We start from the raw sequence: 18455 nt of genomic DNA on the forward strand, positions 1-18455 counted from the left end.
AAAACGCCGTAAAAAAGCGGTCAGAAGCAAACCTGACCGCTATTTTGGTTTGTCCGCCGCATCGCCGAACAAATCGCCCTGGCTTTTCGCCCGCTCGCGCCTGCCGACCTCCTTCACAATCTTGTAAATCTGCTGCACGGTCAGATGGTATTTTTTCGCCAGTGCGGCATGGTTGCGGCCGTCGAAATCCCGATAAACCTGCATATCGCGCTCGGACAGCTGGCCGAGATGGTTTTTCGGGATGTAAATCAGCTGGCCGCCCCAGTTGTCGGTGATATGCCGTGCCACTTTTTTGCTCAGCGCCAGCGCCTTTTTGCGCTCGATGGGCAGCTCGGACAGCAGGCAGGCCGCCATCTGGTCTTCCAAATCCGTAACCAGCTCGGGTACGCGCTCATCCGCCATGTTTGGCCTCCTCTCTTTGTTTCCACTGTTTCAAATGCTCGATCACCTTTGACGCATTGTCCGCGTCCAGCCAGCCGTGGTGGTCGGTGCCGGTCATCCGTTTGACAAAACGGGCAAGGCTGATTTCCGACGAGCTGCGTACCGCGCCCATTTGGTGCAACTCCAGCCACAGCCCCCGTATCATTGCCACCTGTGCGCCGTAATCGCGCACCGGCAAATCTTTTTTGCCGCTTTCAGACGGCTTGAGTGTTACCACAAAACCCTGCGCCTTCATCATCCGCAGCGCAGTTTCCAGCTCGGTAAGATTCATCGCCTTGCTGCTGGTTTTGCCGCGCGAAGCGTTGGCCAGCAGCGTGCGGTAGGCGGCATCGTCCATCTGCAACTGCCCTTTGGCCACGTGCAAAAGCCGCACCAGCCGCGCCTTTTTCTGCGCCGTCGTTTCCATACTGCCTCCCGTTTCTGCGCCAAAAAGTGAAACGGCGTTTCACTTTTTCAAATAAAATCAAATAACTGCAAACATCATAGCGCAATCCGGAACAAATAACAAAGGCCGTCTGAAAACCTGTTGTCGGTTTCAGACGGCCTTTGGCTTGCGGCGGTTTAAGCGTTGACCGCGTCTTTCAACGCTTTGCCCGCCTTAAATTTCACCGCCATGTGCGCGGCAATGGTGATGGCCTCACCGGTTTGCGGGTTGCGGCCGCTGCGTTCTGGCTTGGATTGCGCTTCAAATGTGCCGAAGTCGGTTATGCTGACTTTGAAGCCGTTGCGCAAATGGGTTTTTACGGTGTCCAGCAGGTTGTCGATAAGCCTCGCCGCTGCAGCGGTGGAGATGTCAGACAAGGCGGCGGCCTGTTTGACCAGTTCGGTTTTGTGGATGGTTTGTTTGTCTTGCATGGCTATTCTCCCAATTGGTTGCAGATGTCTTCTGCGTCGGTTTCGCTGATGTTGTTTTCTTCACAGTAGGCCAGCCAGGCTGCCCAGTTTTGTTCCAAAAAGTCTTTGATGATTTGTCCGTCTTCGATTTGCATAATGATGCTCCTGTTTCAAATGCGGCAGGCCGTGCCGCGCGGTATTACTCGGTTTCAAACCGGCCGGCGGTAGCAAACACGTCTGCCATCACCTTGTCGGCAAAGTCTTGGTCGATCAGCTCGTCAAATGCTTTGTCGCGCAGCTCCTCAGTGGCAAAGCCGAGATAAAAGGCGGCAGTCAGGCCGTGCAACATAGCCTCGAATTTGACGGCGGGGCTTTCGTCTTCATCTTGTGTTTCAGACTTGCAGACCAGCACCTGCCGCCCGTGGCATTCAAACAGTTTTGCCCAGATTTCCATTTTCAGTTCCTTATACTTTCGCAATATCCAAACTCATCAGGCTGTACTCCCCGTTGGCTTCGCGCCGGTACACGCGCACAAAGGGCTTGCTGGTCTGCACCTGCACGCTGTCGGAGAGTGCGTCCATTGCGCGGTGCCATTTCTCGTCGTCGATGCTCAGGCGGCGCAGGCCGAGTACGCGGGTGGTGCTGATGTTGCCTTCTTTGTCCACTTGGAAAGCGTCGTTAATTAGGGCTTTGAGTTCGGGGCGGCTGTCTGCCGTCCATTCGTTGATGCACTCGTCAATCAGGGCTTTGGCGGCGGCCAGGCGCTCGTCAAAGGTCAGGGTGTCCTGCATGGCCAGCGCGATGCGGTAGGCGCCGTCGAAGCTCATCAGGCGGATATTGCCTTTCGCACCGCCCAGCTTCGCGCCGTATTTCTCGGCGGAAAGCTGGGCAAAGGCGGCGATGTCGTCCATCGCGCTTTGTTTGAACGCGGCGATGTTGTCGCGCACGGCCTGCGCTTTGGCGACGATTTCCATCACCAGCTCGTCGCGCAGCAGGTCGGTTTCTTTGATGTTTTCCAGCGGGATCAGATTGCCTTTCGCGTCTTGGCGGTAGCGGCTCAAATCGATTTCAGTCATGTTGTTTGCCTTTCTGTTTCTGCCTTGCGGCGTAAATTCGTCTGCATTCTTCTACGGAGCGGCTTCTCGTTCCGTGTATCCATTCGGTTTGACATACGGGTGCGTCTTTCAGACGGCCTATGATTTCCTTTGCCATCTGCCGGCCGTATTCCGTGGCCGTGTGCTTGTCCTCCAGTCTCGGTTCGAGACGCAGCGGCTCCGGCGGCAGGACGCGGGTGAAATCCGCAGGGTTCGGCCATTCGTTTGATTCGGCAGCCAGTTTCTCAAATGCCGAGCGGACACGCGGTGCATCCCGCTCAAATTGCCATTGCTGCCTGCTTAGGATTTTCAACCACAGTATCGCCACGGGTTTCAGATCCGCTGCGGCGGGGCGGCCTTTCAGGTTCAATGTGGCCAGCATGGTAAAACCCTGCGCAATTTCTTTTTTCAGCCAGTTAAGTTCCTCCTCCATTTCCCCACTCCATTAAGTCCGCTGCGCCTTCGCGCAGCTTGGTGCTCGGTGCGGCCTGCCTGACGGGGAGGCCGTCTGAAACCGCTGTTACCGCCGTTTTCTCCGGCTTCCAAAAAGTGATGTTTTCCAGTAAGAAACCGTGGCTGGTCAGCGGCGGGGTCAGCCGCTCTTTCTCCAACGCCTCAAAGCAGCGCTCCACTGCCCAAATCCATGCCTCGCGCGGGGCGGGGTAGGTTTTTTTGTTACGTCTGATTTCTTCCGCCCGTATCATCGGCAAAAGCTCGCCCAACAGACGGGCGGTGCGGGCAAAGCTCAGGTCTTTTTCGCGCGGGCGGAACAGCGTCAGATATTTGAGCATCGCGCGGGTCAGGCCGTCTGAAATCCCTGCCAGCGCAATCAGCGCGGCGCGGGCTTCGTCGTGGGCGATGAGTACGTCGAGGCTCATGCCTGCGCCGCAGGACGGGCATCTGACTTTCATTGTGTCACCCCCATCCGTGCCAAATCCTCATCGGTCGGCTCAAACGGCATGGGCGGCTCGATGCCGAGGCTCATCGCGTCTTCTTTGACGGGAGCTTCCAGCCCGGGCGGAACGGCGGTGTCTGCCGCGTGTTCCGCCCGCACGGCCGGTGCGGGCTGCGCAACGGCGGGGCGGTCGCACTCGGACAACAGTACGAGATAGGCAAAACAGAGCGCGGCAGCCAAGAGCCAGCGGCGCAGGGCTTTTAAGGTTTCGTGCCACATTTCAAACGGCCTCCACCATATCAGCATCTACCGGCATGCCCAGTTCGGCGGCTTTGTTCATGGCGGCGGCCACCAGGTTGTTGACGGCCAGCGGATACAGCAGGCTGGTTTCGCGGCTGCCTTGGGTGCTGCGGCTGCGAATGGTGAGCCGTGCGGCAACGGCATCAACGGCGGCCGCATCCATAATCTGCGCGATGTCGGCACCGGCGCGCTCGAACTTGTGCTTCAGGTAGCCGGCGAGCCTGCCGTCGGTCAGCGGCTCAAGGGTAACGATTTCGCAGCGCTGCACCACTTCGCGCACGTTGGGGTTGTTTTCCGAGAGCTTGGTCGCCAGCTCGGTTTGGCCGATCAGGATGATGCCCAACAATCTTTCAAAGCCGTTTTTCAGCTCGTAAAAGCGTTTCAGGTGTTTGAGTGTCGGTATCGGCATACCGTGCGCCTCTTCGATAATCAGCACGTGTTTGTTGCCGGCTTTCGCGCTCTCCTGCAGGGCGCGGTGGATTTGGCGGAAACGGGCTTCGGGGCTGCGTTTGGGGGATGTGCCGGGGGCAACGGCTTCAAGGATGGCTTCGGCAATGTGTACGGCTTTCAGGGTTTTGCCCTTTTGGTCGTTGTCTTCCATCGCCAGCACATACGGCTCAATCATCACAATCTGCCTGCCTTCGCGGTTGATGCGGTCTTGCAGGTCTTCGCGCAGGGTGGATTTGCCCGCACCGCTCTCACCCACCGCCGCCATAAAGCCGCCGTGGCAGGCCGTCTGAAACATGGCCTCGCGCACATAGCGCACGTCGGGGGTGATGTAGAGATCGTCCGAACTGTTGATTTCGTCGTTGAAGGGGTCGCGTGCCAGGCCGAAGTGGCGGCGCGCGGCTTGTGTCAGGGTGGATTTCCGAAGTAACATTTCTCTGTCCTCGCTTTCATGGTTGGGGATGGGTGCGGCTTCCCGCTCGTTTCTCAGGCTCGCGGGAATGTCCGCACCGTTCTGCTTAAAAAAGTCTTTCAATTTCCCACGCAGCGCCGCTGCGTTTTTTTTTCGGCCATCTGCCGTGGTTGACTACTGCCACCAGCATCGGCTTGGAGCAGCCGATTTCGGCGGCGGCTTTGGCAAAGGATTTGCCGGTTTGCTGCAGGGCGCTTTTCAGGCTGCCTTCCGTTTCCATTTCACCTCCTTATCCGTTGACAATTCTCAAATGGCTGCGGCGGCTGATGCGCTCGTACACCGCTTCGGTTTCGCTTGACGGCGCACCGTCGGGGAACTCGCGCATCAGGATTTTCACGGCCGTGTTCCAGTTACCGCCCGCCGCTTCGATGCGCGGTTTTAAGAGCTTGGCCAGCTCCACTTTGCTCAGAATCTGTTCGCGTACTTCCATGCGGTTGAACTCCATCTGCTGCCCGCGCTTGGGCATATACAGCGTATTGCTGGCGGCCAGCGTGTCTTCCTGATGCTTGTATGGGTCGATTTGCCCACCGAAAGGCACAGCCTTGCCCTTGCGTTTGGCCGCCGCCGCTTCCAGCGTGTCGGCCTGCATCGCCAGTTTGTCCAGCTCCTTGGCGTGCTGCTGCGCGGCGGTTTCCGCTTGGCCTTTGTACTCTTTGCCAATCACAGCCGCGTCGGCTCTGAAGCCCATTTCGTCAAACACTACCTGCGGCACGGCCTGCCAGATTTCGTTGCCCTCGGCGTCGTAGGTGGCGATGCGCGCGCCGTCGGTTTCCCACGGGTTTTTGGCTACCAAGAGCTTCTGGCCGACCAACACGTGCGGAATGTCTTTCACGCTGTAATAGCGGCCGCCAAACCTGATTTCCAAATCCGGCGACACTTTCGCTTCTTTAGGGGCGGATACCGCCAGCTCTCGGCAGTAATCGGCAGGCGGCGGCAGAATCAGCTGCTCGGCCTTGATTTTGTTCCATGCCTGATAACGGGTCAGACCGTGGCGGCTGTGAATCTGCGTGCCGTTGTAGTAGCGCATCCAGCGCTCGGCCAGCGCATTCAGGCGGTCAATATCGGACACTTCGGTAAAGCGCAGCCCGCTTTCAAAGGCGGTTTCGACAATGTCGTTGCCTTTTTCCACCTGTCCCTTGGCGCGCGGATTGCCCGGCTTGTTAATCTGCACATGCACATCCAACGCCTTGCACAGATTCTTAAAGGCCGCCGAAGTATTCGCGCTGCCCGGGTCGAGCATTACCATGCGCGGCACGCCGCGAAACGGGTCTTTCAGGCTGTCGGCTTTCTCCTGCATCATGTAAATGAAAAAATCACACAGATTCGCGCTGGTTTCGCCGCCGAAGTAGTAGCGGGCGATAATCGTGCCGCTGGCGTGGTCGGTGCCGGTGTAGCGCCACACGCGGTCGTTTTCGATGCGCTCCACGTTTTTCGGCTTGTTTTTGTAAAACTCCTCCTGCTTCATCACCCGCAGGCCGCTGTCGTCGCCGTGGCGCGGCAGGTAGTAGAGTACGCACAGGCTCGGGTCGATCTGCCAGCAGTGGTTCGGGTGTTCCGATTTCATGCGGTTGACCGGTGCGGGCTGCAAAAGCTGGTCGGGGTGCAGCCGGTATTCGCGCAGCGCACGGACTATCGTGCTTTCTGACAGCGGCAATACTTCGCCCGTTTCCGTATCGATGCGGCACGCTTCGATTTGCCCGTTTGCCCTGAGCATCTCCACCGCGCGGCCTACCGTCATCAAACGCTTGCCGTTGCGCCGCATCGCTTCCATTAACACCGCCGAAATCAGCTTGGCTTCGGCAAGCGGCAGCTCCGATTTGCCCGCATCGCTGCGCCGCTTGCGGCTCGGTTTCACCGCCACCGCTTCCAGCCTGCGGTAGAGCGTCGCTGCGCTGATGCCCAACTCTTCGGCCTGCCGTTTCAGATAGGCCGTTTTCTCGCCGCGCCCCAAGGTCTCGGCATGGCGCGACACGGCGGCCAGTTTTTCGGTTAAGGCGGGATTCATCGCTTACTCCCCGTTGCCATCGCCCAGCCATGCCGGTTTGGCATCGGTCGGCGCTTCGCGCGGCAGGGCAAACTGCTCGCGCAGCAGCTCGCAGTCGCGGATGATTTGGTTCAGGCTGCCCACCATTGCCGGTGCATGGTCGAAACCGTGCGCTGCGCCGTGCGCGCTCATCTGCTCGAACATCTCTTTCAGGCGGCTCACCTGCGAGCGGATGCCCACTTCCAAGCTGCCCAGCTGCATGGACAGCTCGCTGCCGACATCGGCAGGCGCAGGCTCTTTCAGGCTGCCTTGTTTTTTGGTCAGTTTCTCGGCCAATTCGTCGATTTTGCGGCTCTTGTCGGCAATCAGTTTGTCTTTGGCTTCAGCGGTGTCGCGGCTCTCGCGCAGGGCAAGCCGCAACTCTTTCACGGTCATACGGTCGACATCGTCCAACGTCATGCCGTTTACCTCTTCGCCGTCGGCCAAGCCGGTCAGCGTTACGTCTTCTTCTACCAAGAGTTCCAGCAGTTTGGATTTGCCCAAGCCCAACAGTTTCGGCACGGCCTTTTGCATTTGCGGCGTGGCAAACCGCTGGGTGGCCGCCATCAGCCGTGCCGCTTCTCGGTAGTGGATACCCAGTTCCTGTTCGGCCAGCGCACGGAAGCGTCCGTGTTCGGTATGCTCTTTCAGTACAATCAGGGCGCGGCCGAGCTCAAACATGCCTTCCATTGTTTTATAGGCTGCCTGACGGGCACGTTCTACCCAAGTCGCTTCGTTATAGGTTTCGCCATTGCCCCACTGCTCCATCACCATCACGCTGTGCATGGCAGCGTGATTACTGTTTTGTACGACTTCGCGCTCAATAATTTCCTGACTCATGTTTCACTCCAAAAGTGACGACGTCGTCACATTTCAATTTCTACAAACTGCCGCTGTCCACACGGTTACCGATTTCCTGCACCTTGCTTTGCAGCCGCTCTTGCTGTTTGCGGAACCGCTCGGCGATTTGCAGCGTTTTGATGCTGTAGGCGAAATTGCCGTTGTCCAGCTTCACCGCCAGCCCCTCCGCAATCAGATCGTCCAAATCGCGGCTCACCTGCGTCGGCGTCAAATCCAACCCAGCAGCGATTTCCTTGTTGGACAAACCAATCAGCGGGTGCGCTTCCAATGCTTTAAATACCCTTAAAACCCTTTGGCCTTTACCGCTCATATCGGCCTCCTATGCAGATGCCGCGTCTTTGGGCTTTAAGCCGATCTCAACCGCAATTTGGTGTGCCTTACCGCGATTAGCCTTAATCGAACCGTTCAAAATACGCGATACATAGGTCGGGTCATAACCGCGCTCTTCGCACCAAGATTTGATGGTCTTTCCCTCGTTTCTGAAACGCTGTTTCACTTTTGCTGAATTCACGGAATATCTCCTAACAATCTCGTGATAAAATGGAACTTAAAGGATTAAACTATCTTGCTTAATTCTTGCTGCAATCATATTGGGATTATTTCCTTAAAGCAAGAATATTTCCAAATTATTTAGAGAATATTTCCAATGAGTTTGATTTTTAGGGAAAATGTTCGGAAATTAATTGATGATTCGGGCTTGAATGTCGCCGAATTTGCCGAACGGATAGAAGAAAAAAGCAGCCGCGTGAACGATGTTTTGAACGGAAAACAGCGGCCCCCCTTTGATATGATTGAAAAAATACTGTCGGTTTTTCAGATTGACGCCAACTGGCTGATTACCGGGCATAAAAATCCTAATGGACTGGGGAATATTTCTGATGAATATGAATATATCCCGTTTTACGACGTTGAGGTGTCGGCCGGATACGGAGCAGATGCCTACGGCGCGGTACACCCGCAAAGCTATTTGGCGTTCAGAAAAGACTGGCTGCGATCGCGCGGCTTGTACCCGAAAGATTTGAGTTGCGTAAAGGCTCGCGGAGACAGCATGGAGCCTACTATCAATAATGGTGACACCCTGCTCGTCGATGCCTCGCGCAACATGCCGCGCGACGGTTATATCTACGTTATCCGCAGTGCGGATACGCTGTGGGTAAAGCGCATCCAAAAACATATCGACAACAGCTTGCTGCTGATTAGCGACAACGGCACCTATCCGCCGATGACATTAAGATCCGATCAGCACCACGACATCCAGATCATCGGACAAGTAGTTAATATTTCAAAAGAATTTATTTAAAGTCAGAAAACAAGGGGTATAAAAGGGGTATAAAATGAAAAAGACCCTGCTTACCGCCTGTATCACGGTCTGCGCCTCAGCTCCTGCCCCCGCCGTTAACTTGAAAGAAAACCCATGAAGCGCGCGTTACTGGTTTTATCCCTGCTGGCTTTGGTCTCTTGCGGCGGCCAACCTGCCGCTACCGAAGCACCATCGTCCGATCCGGCGGCAACTGCCGAGCCGGCCGCGTCCGCCCCGCTTGAAAAAAGGAAAACCCTACCGCTGGACTATGCCGCCTACAGAACGGCAGCCAATGCCGCGTTAAAACAACAAAAATCAAAACTGGTACTGCCTGAAAACATCGAACTCGCCGCCGTACCGGACGAGCCGGGTACGCGGAAAGTAGTACACCATTATCCCGAAGGCTTGGATGTGGTTGCCGAAACTGATGCCGACGGGAACATGCTCAATCTGCGTGTTATCTGGCACAGCGATACCGAGCCGAAAAAAGCCAAACAGTTATCGGCTGCCGCAGCCGTTTTGCTGGCGGCAACCGCTCCCGAAGACCGGACGCTGGCAAAAGACACCGCCTACCAAATAGAACGGGCGGTATCCGCCCATAATCAAGGCCGCGAGCCAACAGCGGTTTTCTCGCGCGGCGGCGTCGCTTACAAGGTAACCGTCACCAACCTGCCCAGCGTGGTACTGACTGCCCAACCCGAATAGGAGTGCCTTATGAAAACCACCTATATCGTCCAGCCCTTTGTTTTGCAGAAAATCAAAGGCCAGATCGTGTTAAAGCCCGAAAAGCCGATGCAGTTCAATTACGAAGACGACGCCCTGCGCCGCGCCGAACGGATGGCGGAAAAGTTTGACGGCGTGGTAGCCGTGTCGCAGGAATATGACGAGGAAAGCGGCGAAATGGGCAGAACCGTACTGCTGCGCCAAATCGGCCAAGTTCCCGAAGATATCGCCGACAGTTTCTCCTAAACACAAGGCAGCCTGAAAACCGTTTCAGGCTGCCTTTTCCCATTTCGCCCTGTTTTTTAAAGCCGTTTAAAAGCCCGAATCTGCTCCCGTATCTAAGATGCCGCCATCTGATACGGGAGTTTTTCTATGCACATCACACTCACCGCCGGCCACAGCAACACCGATCCCGGCGCGGTAAACGGCAGCGACCGCGAAGCGGACATCGCGCAGGATATGCGCAATATCGTCGCCGCCATTTTAAAAAGCGATTACGGCCTATCTGTTAAAACCGACGGCGAGGGCAAGGGCAATATGCCGCTGCGCGAAGCGGTCAGGCTGATTGCCGGCAGCGCTTTGGCCGTTGAGTTTCACACCAACGCCGCAGCCAATAAAACCGCCACTGGTATCGAAGCGCTGGCCTTGCCCAAGCACAAGGCCGCCTGCCAGCGTCTGTGCCAAGCCGTGGCCGATGCCACCGGCTGGAAACTGCGCGGCGAGGGCGGCTACAAGCCGGACAATGCCGGACAGCACAGCCGTCTGGCTTACGCACGGGCGGGCGGCATTATTTTTGAGCCGTTTTTTATTTCCAACGATGCCGACCTTGCAACTTGGAAACAGCGCAAGTGGCCGGTTTGCCGCGCGATTGCGGCGGCGATTGCAGCGGAAGTCAAAAAATGAAAGAAGTCGCCCTACACGCCCTGCACATCGGCGGCAAGCTGATGTTGGCCTATATCGCCCTGCTGGCGGCACGCGAGCAGGTGCCGTATTACGGCTGGTTTGTATTTTTGGCCGTGGCCTATGCGCTGGGCACGTCGTTAAAGGTGAATTGAATGAGACCGATCAAATGGCTCACCGGCCTGATTGCCAACCCCGCCACCGGACAAATCAGCCACAGCAAACTGTGGGCAAACGTCGCCGCCGCGCTGATGACCTATAAATTCGCCACCGCCGCCGAATCCGCCGAATGGATGTGGTGGTGCTACGGTGCGATGGTCGGCGGCTACGCCCTGATTAAGCGCGGCATCGCCGCCGTGCCGCAAATCGAGCAAATCCGCACGGAGGCGAAAAATGATGCTGCCGATACCGAGTAAAGCGCTGCTTTCAGGCAGCCTGAAAACCGCGCTGCCGCTGCTGCTGGCCGCCGCGCTGGCCGCTTACAGCTACCGCGCCGGTTATCTGAAACGCGATGCCGCCGCCAAACTGGAAACCGCCCAAATACAGCAGGTGCATGCTGCCGCCCGCCTGAAAGCCGAGCAGGAATATTCCGCCAAGCTGGCCGCCGCTGCGGCCGAAAAGCAGCGCTGGTCGGATTACGCCCAAACGCAGTCTGCCAAGCTGGCCGCGGCCGAGCACACTCTGGAGCAAAAACAACACGCCATCCGGCAGGAGATACCCCATGCAATACGTAAAGACAATGCAGACGGCCGCTGCTTTGGCGGCCTTGGCGCTGACAGCCTGCGCCTCTACCGCCAAGCCTTCGGCTACAGCGCCGATTAAAACGGTATCCGTGCCCGCAATGCCGTCCGCCCCCTTTGGGCTGCTGGCCGAACACGGGCACCCCGCGCGCCCGGCCGGCGGCTCGCCCGAACAGCTGTTAAACCACGCCGTGCAATACGGTGCCTACTGCCAAAAGCTCGCAGCCCAAGTAGCGGGCTGGCAGGCGTGGTACCGGCGGGGGGTGAAAACCGAATGAGCGACATCATCGACCGCGCATCCGAGCGCGAAGCAGAGCTGCTGGCCGAGGCGCTGGCCAGATACCAAAGGCCGTCTGAAAACCGAGGCAGCCTGAAAAACTGCGCCGACTGCGGCGAGCCGATACCCGAAGCGCGGCGCAAAGCCGTTTCAGGCTGCACGCGCTGCATTGTCTGTCAGGAATATTTCGAGCACGGATGGCCGTAAACATGGACAACAAAACCTTTATCAGCATTGAGTTTTGGCAGCTCGTCAGCTTTCTGCTCTCCTTTCTCGGCATCTGTTTCGCCTTCGGCAAAATGCTGCTCGGCCAGTTCCAAGCCCAGCAGGAAGAGCGGCACAAGCAGCAGGCGCGGCTGCACGAAAAGGTAGAGCAGCTGGAAAACCAGTTTGCCGAACAAAAAGCGCTGCTGCCGGAAAAATACGTGCTGCGCGACGACTACATCCGTAATCAGGCGATTCTCGAAGCCAAGATGGACAGCATCCAAAAAACCCTTACCGACCTCTACAAAATGGAAAGCCAGAAAAAATGAACGAAAAAGCCCGCCGCGAAGGCATGCGCTGGCATTTGGTCAACACCCTGCACAAAGCCCGTCCCTACACCACCAGCGAAGTGTTTTTGCTCGACGTGATGCGCGGCATCTATCCCGACGCCACCGCACTCGAATTGCGCCAGCAGCTCGACTATCTGGCCGACCGCAAAATGGTGGAACTGAACAAACAGCCCTCCGGCATGTGGTTTGCCGATCTGACCAGCCTGGGCGTGGACATTGCCGAATACACGGTGGACTGCCGTGCCGGCATCGCCCGTCCGGAAAAATACTGGGAGGGATGAGATGGCCAAACGCAGCGCAATCGACACCCTGCCCGAAGACATCCGCCGCGCGCTCGAGCGCAGGCTGTCGGAAAACGGCTTTGCCAATTACACCGAGCTGACCGATTGGCTGAACGCGCAGGGCTACGAAGTGAGCCGTTCCGCCGTCCACCGCTACGGCCAGAAGGTCGAGCGGCGTTTTGCGTCCATCAAAGCCAGCACCGAAGCCGCGCGCCTGATTGCCGAAGGCGCGGCCGACGAAGGAGACGCCCGCAGCGAAGCCCTGATGGCGATGGTGCAGACCGAGCTGTTCGATTCTTTGGTGCAGATCGGCGAAATCAACGACGACGAGCTGTCGCCGGTTGCCCGTTTCGATTTGATGAGCGAAGGCGCAAAGCGTATCGCCGGACTGGTATCGGCCAGCACCCGCCTGAAAGAATATCAGGCGAAAGTAAAAGCCAAAGTGGCCGCAGTGGCCGAAGACGCGGCCAAGCAGGCGAAAAAAGGCGGCCTCTCCGATGAAGCCGCCGAAGCCATCCGCAAACAGATTTTGGGAATTGCATCATGATGCCGTCTGAAAGCAGGCAGCCTGAAAAAACCGAAGACCGCACGCCTGCGGCCTTGTTGCCCTACCAGCAGCGCTGGTGCGCCGACACATCGCCGGTGAAACTGTGCGAAAAGTCGCGCCGTATCGGCCTAAGCTGGGGCGAAGCCGCCGATACCGCCTTACTGGCCGCGTCCGAAAAAGGCATGGATGCCTGGTATATCGGCTACAACAAAGACATGGCGCTCGAATTTATCCGCGACTGCGCCAACTGGGCGAAGTTTTACAATCTTGCCGCCGGCGAAATCGAAGAAACCGAGGAAGTGTTTGTCGAAGGTGACGACAAAAAATCCGTATTGGCCTTTGTTATCCGCTTCGCTTCCGGCTGGCGCGTTACCGCCTTGTCCAGCCGCCCCTCAAACCTTCGCGGTAAGCAGGGGCGCGTCATCATTGACGAGGCGGCGTTCCACGAGCAGCTCGGCGAGCTGCTCAAAGCGGCAATGGCCTTGCTGATGTGGGGCGGTCAGGTACACATCATCTCTACGCATGACGGTGTGGACAATCCGTTCAACGAGCTGATTACCGACATCCGTGCGGGCAAGAAACCCTATTCCATCCACCGCATTACCTTTGACGAAGCCGTTTCAGACGGCCTTTACCGCCGCATCTGCCTGCGTTTGGGGCGCGAATGGACGAGTGAGGGCGAAGCGGCATGGTGCAAAGAAATCCGCGATTTCTACTGCGAAGACGCCAGCGAAGAGCTCGACTGCATCCCCAAAAACGGCGGCGGCAAATGGCTCAACCGCGCCTTAATCGAAAGCCGCATGAGCCCCTATACGCCCGTAATCCGCTACGACCAAACCGACGCTTTCGGCCTGCTGCCCGAGCCGCGCCGCGCCGCCGAAGTTTCCGACTGGATTGCCGACACCTTGCAGCCGCTGCTCGACGGCTTGGATGCCGAGCGCGTGAGCTTTGTCGGCGAAGACTTCGCCCGATCGGGCGACCGCACCGTCATCGTGCCGCTGTTGCAGCAGCGCGATTTGGCCTTAAAGCCGCCGTTTGTGTTGGAGCTGGGCAATATGCCCTTTGCCCAGCAGGAGCAGATTATCAAACACCTGCTGCACGGCCTGCCCAATCTGCGCGGCGCGGCACTGGATGCGCGCGGCAACGGCCAATCGCTGGCCGAAGCCGTGCGCGACGAATTTGGCGCGGAGATTGTCGAAGCCGTGATGTTGTCGGAAAACTGGTACCGCACCCACACCGCGCCATTCAAAGCCGCGCTGGAAGACGGCACGCTCACCGGCCTGCCGCGCGACGAAGACATCCTGAACGATTTACGCGCCTTCGAACTGGTGCGCGGCGTGCCGCGCATTCCCGACATGCGCAGCAAAGGCCAAGACGGCCGCAAACGCCACGGCGATGCCGCCATTGCCTTTGTGTTGGCGCATTACGCCAGCCGAGAACTCAAGGTCGGCCCTGTGCGCGTATCCGGCCGCAATATCCGAAGGCGCAGCCGCTTTACCGGCGGCTATTAAACCCAACCCAAGGCCGTCTGAAAGAATCCCGCCATGCCCAAACCGCATTTCAAACTCAAAACCACCGCCGGCAGCGTTACCCTGCAGCCTGAAAACCTGACCGCCCATCTGGCCGTTGCCCGCCGCTTTATGGGGGCGGCCGGTTTCGGCGGCTGGCTAGCCAACCCCGACCCCGTACTCAAAAAGCTCGGCAGAAACATTGCCGTCTACCGCGAGCTGCTGGCCGACCCCGTGGTCGCAGGCCATGTGCGCCGCCGCAAAGCCGCCGTGGCCGGCATGGACTGGCGGCTCGATGATGACGGCGTGCCGCCCAAAGTGGCCGACACCGTATCCGCGCTGCTCGATGGTTTGGACTTGTACAAACTCATCGGCCAGATACTCGATGCCGCGCTGTTCGGTTATCAACCTTTGGAAGTGGTGTGGCAGCAGGGCAGCGTATGGCTGCCGCGCGAGATTACCGCCAAGCCGCAGGAGTGGTTTCATTTTGACGACGAAGGACGGCTGTATATTTCAGACAGCTTTTCAGGCAGCCTGAAAAACGAACCCGTACCCGATTTCAAATTTCTCTGCCCCACCCACAACGCCACCTACCAAAATCCCTACGGCACGGGCGACTTGGCCAGCGTGTACTGGCCGACTGTCTTCAAGCGCGGCGGCCTGAAATTCTGGGCGGAGTTTGCCGAGAAGTTCGGTGCGCCGTGGATTATCGGCAAAGAGCCGCGCAGCAACACCCCCGCCGACACCGAAAAGCTGCTCGATGCCTTGGAGCAGATGATCGGCAACGCCGTGGCTTCGATTCCCAACGATTCCAGCGTCGAAATCAAAGAAGCCGCAGGCAAGCAGGGCAGCGCGGATGTGTACGAGCGCTTTATCCGCTACTGCCGTTCGGAAATCGCCATCGCCCTGCTCGGACAGGACATGTCCACCGAAAAAGACACCAACCACGCCAGCGCCGCCGCAGGCTTGGAAGTAACGCGCGACATCCGCGACAACGACTGCCGCATCGTCGAAGGCTGCCTGAACGAGCTGATCGACTGGGTGTGCGCCTTTAATTTTGGCGATGCTCCCCGCCCGCGTTTTGTGCTGTACGAAACCGCCGAAGGCGGCAAAGAGCAGGCCGAGCGCGACCAAATCCTTTCAGGTTGCGGCGTGAAATTCAGCGCATCCTATTGGAAGCGCGTGTACAACCTGAGCGACGAAGACATCGCCGGAATTGCTGTTGAAGACGGCCACAACCCGCAGGGCAGCCTGAAAACCGCTGCCGACTTTGCCGAATCCGAGCTGCCGCCCGATGCAGGCATGGTGATCGACAGTCTCACCCCCGGTGCAGGCAGTCTGAATGCACAGGGGCGCGAGCTGACTGCCGCACTTGTGAACAACCTGCAGCAGGGCATGCCGCCGGAACAGCTGCTGGACAGTTTGACCGCTGCTTATCCCAACTTGGATGACACAGCCCTGCAAAACGAGCTGGCACGGCTAATCTTTCTGTCCGAACTGGTCGGCCGCATTGAAGCGCGGCAGGAGCTGGCCGCATGAACGCCGCCGACATTCAAGCCGTATTCGGCATGCAGCCTGAAAACGCTGTTACCTACCTGAAACAGAAAGGCGTCGCCGTGTCGTGGGACTGGCAGGACATGCTGGACGACGCCCATGCCGCCGCCTTTACCGTTGCCAAAACCACCGGCATGGATGTGGCCAACGACATCTATGCCGCCGTCGTCAAAGCCGCCGAAAGCGGGCAGAGCTTTGAGCAGTTCCGCCGGGAGCTGACGCCCGTATTGCAGGCCAAAGGCTGGTGGGGCAGGCAGGACGCGCCCAATCCCGACACCGGCGACATCCAGTCTGTACAACTGGGCGGCCCGCACCGCCTGAAAACCATCTATCTGACCAATATGCAGTCGGCCTATATGGCCGGACGCTACGTCGAAATGCAGGACGCTACCGCCACCCATCCTTATTGGGAATATGTGGCGGTAAACGACGGGCGCACCCGCGAAAGCCACCGCCTGATGCACGGGCGCGTCTATGAAGCCGACGATCCGGTGTGGGACACCCTGTATCCGCCGCTCGACTACCGCTGCCGCTGCCGCGTCCGTCCGCTGTCGCGCCGCCGTGGCGAAGGGCGGGTGCTGCCGTCACCCGCGCTCGAAACCCAAACCGTCGACATCGGCGAAAACCGCTACACCGGCGAAGAGCGCTACGCCCAGCGCACCGGCATCCGCATCAACGGAAAATTCGTCGCCCCCAACGCCGGATTCAACAGCAACCCGGGCAAAAGCCTGCTCGAACGCACCGCACGGCTTGCCGTGGACAAAGCACAGGCCGTCCATCCCGAAATTGCGCGGGTTGCACTGAAAGAGATGATGGAAAACGACAGATTCAGCCGGTCACTCGACGCAGCGGCACTGGCTTGGGTGAAGAAACTGCTGGAAGGATAGAAGATGCTGAATATCGACTTGGATATCTCACAGGTAGAAGCCGGGCTGGGACGGCTGCTGGCCAACACCCGCGACACCCGCCCGATGATGCGCGGCATCGCAACGGAACTGCTCAGCCTGACCGAGGACAATTTCGAGAACGAAAGCTGGGGCGGGGAAAAATGGCCGCAAAGCCGCCGCGCGGCTGAAACCGGCGGCAAAACCCTGCAAAAAAGCGGCCAGCTGGTGGCAAGTATCACCGGCAAAGCAGGCAACAGCTACGCCCGCATCGGCAGCAACAAAGTATATGCCGCCATCCACCATTTGGGCGGCAAAGCCGGGCGCAACAAAAAAGTACGCATCCCCGCCCGTCCCTACTTACCGATGAACAGTGACGGCAAACTCCAACACCGAGCCGAAGAGAACATCCTGCAAGTTGCCCTAGACGCTCTGACGCACGGGCTGTAAAAACACAAAAACGGGCAAAGACTGCCCGTTTGATTTTGTTTCATTGTGTGCAACGCCGTTTCATTCCGCCCGTCCCGCCAAATCCTGCTTCATCCCGATTTATCCCATTTATTGCAGAATGGGGTGGGGATTTATCTCAGGGGGTTTCAACACCATCAAAGACATGATCGACCGCACCGTGGAATTTAACTTCCGCAACATCGAAAGCCAGAAAACCGCCGGCCTCGAATTGCAGAGCCGCTACGACAACGGTCGCTTTTTCGCCGACTTTTCCGCCACATACAACCTGAAAAACGGAGTGTGCGACGAAAGCAGCGCGATCTTCCTCGACCCGATGGGGAGCATCCCCAACTGCCTCAAAGACGGCCCGCCCGCCAGCTACCTGCACAACATGACCCCGCCCAAATACTCGCTCAACCTCACACCGGGCGCGCGTTTCCTCAACCGCAGGCTCGAAGTCGGCAGCCGCATCCTCCACCATGCCGGCCTGCGCAACCACGACCGCGAAAACTACGGCGACCTGGTGGACAAAGTGCGCCGCTCGGGCAACAACTTCAACGTCCCCATCTACTGGGGCAAAGTAACCACCCTCGACGCATGGATCAGCTACAAATTCCGCCACAACCTCAACGCCGAGCTGGTCATCACCAACCTCACCGACCAATACTACCTCGACCCGCTGACCCGCACCCACAACCCCGCCCCGGGGCGCACCTTCCGGCTGGGCATCAGCAAAAAGTTCTAACGCGGTGCTGACCGGAATTTGAAAGCCCCGGCAAAGCAGAGGCCGTCTGAAAAACAGTTTCAACTTCGTTGAAACCGCGCCTTCAGACGGCCTCTATATATTAAGAGTTTGATGTATGGTGTGTGGCTCAAGCCACGCACGCGGTTCAGCCTTCCATGCCGCACAATCAATCCGTCCGTTCCACAAACAACCAAAACCGCTCATGCCGAACCCAAGGTAGGGGGTGTCGCCCCGAGGCGACGCACGCGTTCTCTGCCGCACAAAGGCCGTCTGAAAATACAAATTGCGGATTTTCAGTGGAGTAGGTCGGGCATTCATGCCCGACAAACACCAAACACCGGCAGATTTGAAAGATGTCGGGCATAAATGCCCGACCTACTGAACGTATCACGCCGTGCCGAACCTGTTGCAGGGCAGCGGGTAGGTTGGGTTGCAAACCCAACATCGGCGGATTGCACGGATGTTGGGTCTCGCCCCGACCTACCTTACCGCTGCGAAGCCCAAACCGCGTGCGTGGCTGCGCCACACACCCTACCTCAGCGGCAGAGGTCGTCTGAAAACCCAACCCATGCCGAACCCGCCCGACAACTGACGTTCGTCAATGTTTGAAGAAACAAATATTTGT

General features: G+C 58.1%; 33 protein-coding genes. 18 read left to right on the plus strand and 15 right to left on the minus strand.

Going from position 1 to position 18455, the window contains the following annotated elements; all coding sequences use genetic code 11:
- Positions 1-39: 39 nt before the first annotated feature.
- The 15 genes from H3L91_RS08270 to H3L91_RS08330 form a co-directional block, all read right to left on the minus strand.
- On the minus strand, positions 40-402 hold the full coding sequence (locus tag H3L91_RS08270; protein WP_007343288.1) for a Mor transcription activator family protein: 363 nt from the start codon (positions 400-402) through the stop codon (positions 40-42).
- Positions 392-847 carry a gp16 family protein gene (locus tag H3L91_RS08275; protein ID WP_007343289.1) on the minus strand — a complete coding sequence of 152 codons (456 nt, stop codon included), beginning with the start codon at positions 845-847 and terminating at the stop codon, positions 392-394. The genes H3L91_RS08270 and H3L91_RS08275 overlap by 11 nt, the downstream gene beginning before the upstream one ends.
- A 155-nt stretch (positions 848-1002) precedes the next feature.
- Positions 1003-1296 carry an HU family DNA-binding protein gene (locus H3L91_RS08280; RefSeq protein ID WP_007343290.1) on the minus strand — a complete coding sequence of 98 codons (294 nt, stop codon included), beginning with the start codon at positions 1294-1296 and terminating at the stop codon, positions 1003-1005.
- Between the two features lie 2 nt (positions 1297-1298).
- Entirely contained in the window at positions 1299-1430 is a 132-nt protein-coding gene (locus H3L91_RS12505; RefSeq protein ID WP_007343291.1) for a hypothetical protein, read from the minus strand.
- A gap of 44 nt (positions 1431-1474) precedes the next feature.
- Entirely contained in the window at positions 1475-1729 is a 255-nt protein-coding gene (locus tag H3L91_RS08285) for a hypothetical protein (RefSeq protein WP_007343292.1), read from the minus strand.
- Positions 1730-1739: 10 nt separating this feature from the next.
- Positions 1740-2351, minus strand: a complete 612-nt coding sequence (locus tag H3L91_RS08290) for a DUF3164 family protein (protein ID WP_007343293.1) — start codon at positions 2349-2351, stop codon at positions 1740-1742.
- Complete coding sequence (locus tag H3L91_RS08295; RefSeq protein ID WP_007343294.1) at positions 2344-2802, minus strand: hypothetical protein; 459 nt, start codon at positions 2800-2802, stop codon at positions 2344-2346. Before H3L91_RS08295 ends, H3L91_RS08290 begins: the two co-directional genes overlap by 8 nt.
- Positions 2786-3280 (minus strand): HI_1489 N-terminal domain-containing protein, encoded by a 495-nt coding sequence (locus H3L91_RS08300; RefSeq protein ID WP_007343295.1) that lies wholly within the window; start codon positions 3278-3280, stop codon positions 2786-2788. The genes H3L91_RS08295 and H3L91_RS08300 overlap by 17 nt, the downstream gene beginning before the upstream one ends.
- Entirely contained in the window at positions 3277-3543 is a 267-nt protein-coding gene (locus H3L91_RS08305) for a hypothetical protein (RefSeq protein ID WP_007343296.1), read from the minus strand. The genes H3L91_RS08300 and H3L91_RS08305 overlap by 4 nt, the downstream gene beginning before the upstream one ends.
- Before the next feature lies 1 nt (position 3544).
- Positions 3545-4444, minus strand: coding sequence for an ExeA family protein (locus tag H3L91_RS08310; protein ID WP_244958455.1), 900 nt, complete (start codon positions 4442-4444; stop codon positions 3545-3547).
- A gap of 85 nt (positions 4445-4529) precedes the next feature.
- Entirely contained in the window at positions 4530-4703 is a 174-nt protein-coding gene (locus H3L91_RS12380) for a hypothetical protein (RefSeq protein WP_007343298.1), read from the minus strand.
- Positions 4704-4712: 9 nt separating this feature from the next.
- Positions 4713-6488: a DDE-type integrase/transposase/recombinase gene (locus H3L91_RS08315; RefSeq protein ID WP_007343299.1), complete on the minus strand. Its 1776-nt coding sequence runs from the start codon at positions 6486-6488 to the stop codon at positions 4713-4715.
- Positions 6489-6491: 3 nt separating this feature from the next.
- A complete protein-coding gene (locus H3L91_RS08320; protein WP_007343300.1) occupies positions 6492-7346 on the minus strand; it encodes a DUF3102 domain-containing protein in 855 nt (284 codons plus the stop codon).
- A 40-nt stretch (positions 7347-7386) separates the two neighbouring features.
- Positions 7387-7677 carry a helix-turn-helix domain-containing protein gene (locus H3L91_RS08325; protein WP_007343301.1) on the minus strand — a complete coding sequence of 97 codons (291 nt, stop codon included), beginning with the start codon at positions 7675-7677 and terminating at the stop codon, positions 7387-7389.
- Between the two features lie 9 nt (positions 7678-7686).
- A complete protein-coding gene (locus H3L91_RS08330; protein WP_007343302.1) occupies positions 7687-7878 on the minus strand; it encodes a DNA-binding protein in 192 nt (63 codons plus the stop codon).
- A 135-nt stretch (positions 7879-8013) separates the two neighbouring features.
- On the opposite strand from H3L91_RS08330, the gene H3L91_RS08335 reads away from it, so the two are divergent.
- From H3L91_RS08335 to H3L91_RS12510, 18 genes are all read left to right on the plus strand, one after another.
- Positions 8014-8667: a LexA family transcriptional regulator gene (locus tag H3L91_RS08335; RefSeq protein WP_007343303.1), complete on the plus strand. Its 654-nt coding sequence runs from the start codon at positions 8014-8016 to the stop codon at positions 8665-8667.
- A 114-nt stretch (positions 8668-8781) separates the two neighbouring features.
- Positions 8782-9372 carry a hypothetical protein gene (locus H3L91_RS08340; protein ID WP_007343304.1) on the plus strand — a complete coding sequence of 197 codons (591 nt, stop codon included), beginning with the start codon at positions 8782-8784 and terminating at the stop codon, positions 9370-9372.
- 9 nt (positions 9373-9381) lie between these two features.
- Positions 9382-9636, plus strand: coding sequence for a hypothetical protein (locus tag H3L91_RS08345; protein ID WP_007343305.1), 255 nt, complete (start codon positions 9382-9384; stop codon positions 9634-9636).
- 126 nt (positions 9637-9762) lie between these two features.
- Positions 9763-10293 carry an N-acetylmuramoyl-L-alanine amidase gene (locus tag H3L91_RS08350; RefSeq protein WP_007343306.1) on the plus strand — a complete coding sequence of 177 codons (531 nt, stop codon included), beginning with the start codon at positions 9763-9765 and terminating at the stop codon, positions 10291-10293.
- Positions 10290-10445, plus strand: coding sequence for a hypothetical protein (locus tag H3L91_RS08355; protein WP_007343307.1), 156 nt, complete (start codon positions 10290-10292; stop codon positions 10443-10445). The genes H3L91_RS08350 and H3L91_RS08355 overlap by 4 nt, the downstream gene beginning before the upstream one ends.
- Positions 10446-10706, plus strand: coding sequence for a hypothetical protein (locus H3L91_RS08360; protein ID WP_007343308.1), 261 nt, complete (start codon positions 10446-10448; stop codon positions 10704-10706).
- On the plus strand, positions 10684-11112 hold the full coding sequence (locus H3L91_RS08365) for a hypothetical protein (RefSeq protein ID WP_007343309.1): 429 nt from the start codon (positions 10684-10686) through the stop codon (positions 11110-11112). The genes H3L91_RS08360 and H3L91_RS08365 overlap by 23 nt, the downstream gene beginning before the upstream one ends.
- Before the next feature lie 10 nt (positions 11113-11122).
- Entirely contained in the window at positions 11123-11308 is a 186-nt protein-coding gene (locus H3L91_RS08370) for a hypothetical protein (RefSeq protein ID WP_007343310.1), read from the plus strand.
- Positions 11305-11514, plus strand: a complete 210-nt coding sequence (locus tag H3L91_RS08375; protein WP_007343311.1) for a TraR/DksA family transcriptional regulator — start codon at positions 11305-11307, stop codon at positions 11512-11514. Before H3L91_RS08370 ends, H3L91_RS08375 begins: the two co-directional genes overlap by 4 nt.
- Positions 11515-11516: 2 nt before the next feature.
- Complete coding sequence (locus H3L91_RS08380) at positions 11517-11840, plus strand: hypothetical protein (protein ID WP_040659594.1); 324 nt, start codon at positions 11517-11519, stop codon at positions 11838-11840.
- Entirely contained in the window at positions 11837-12142 is a 306-nt protein-coding gene (locus tag H3L91_RS08385; RefSeq protein WP_007343313.1) for a hypothetical protein, read from the plus strand. Before H3L91_RS08380 ends, H3L91_RS08385 begins: the two co-directional genes overlap by 4 nt.
- A 1-nt stretch (position 12143) precedes the next feature.
- Positions 12144-12689: a DUF3486 family protein gene (locus tag H3L91_RS08390; protein WP_007343314.1), complete on the plus strand. Its 546-nt coding sequence runs from the start codon at positions 12144-12146 to the stop codon at positions 12687-12689.
- Positions 12686-14200: a terminase large subunit domain-containing protein gene (locus H3L91_RS08395; RefSeq protein ID WP_007343315.1), complete on the plus strand. Its 1515-nt coding sequence runs from the start codon at positions 12686-12688 to the stop codon at positions 14198-14200. The genes H3L91_RS08390 and H3L91_RS08395 overlap by 4 nt, the downstream gene beginning before the upstream one ends.
- A gap of 33 nt (positions 14201-14233) precedes the next feature.
- Complete coding sequence (locus H3L91_RS08400; protein WP_007343316.1) at positions 14234-15736, plus strand: DUF935 domain-containing protein; 1503 nt, start codon at positions 14234-14236, stop codon at positions 15734-15736.
- A complete protein-coding gene (locus tag H3L91_RS08405; RefSeq protein ID WP_007343317.1) occupies positions 15733-16638 on the plus strand; it encodes a phage head morphogenesis protein in 906 nt (301 codons plus the stop codon). The genes H3L91_RS08400 and H3L91_RS08405 overlap by 4 nt, the downstream gene beginning before the upstream one ends.
- Before the next feature lie 3 nt (positions 16639-16641).
- On the plus strand, positions 16642-17085 hold the full coding sequence (locus H3L91_RS08410; RefSeq protein ID WP_007343318.1) for a phage virion morphogenesis protein: 444 nt from the start codon (positions 16642-16644) through the stop codon (positions 17083-17085).
- 118 nt (positions 17086-17203) lie between these two features.
- Positions 17204-17830: a TonB-dependent receptor domain-containing protein gene (locus tag H3L91_RS08415; protein ID WP_007343319.1), complete on the plus strand. Its 627-nt coding sequence runs from the start codon at positions 17204-17206 to the stop codon at positions 17828-17830.
- Positions 17831-18290: 460 nt separating this feature from the next.
- On the plus strand, positions 18291-18422 hold the full coding sequence (locus H3L91_RS12510; RefSeq protein ID WP_007343320.1) for a hypothetical protein: 132 nt from the start codon (positions 18291-18293) through the stop codon (positions 18420-18422).
- Positions 18423-18455 lie beyond the last annotated feature (33 nt).

The sequence above is a fragment of the Neisseria bacilliformis genome, from assembly GCF_014055025.1.
GTDB classification, from domain to species: Bacteria; Pseudomonadota; Gammaproteobacteria; order Burkholderiales; family Neisseriaceae; genus Neisseria; species Neisseria bacilliformis.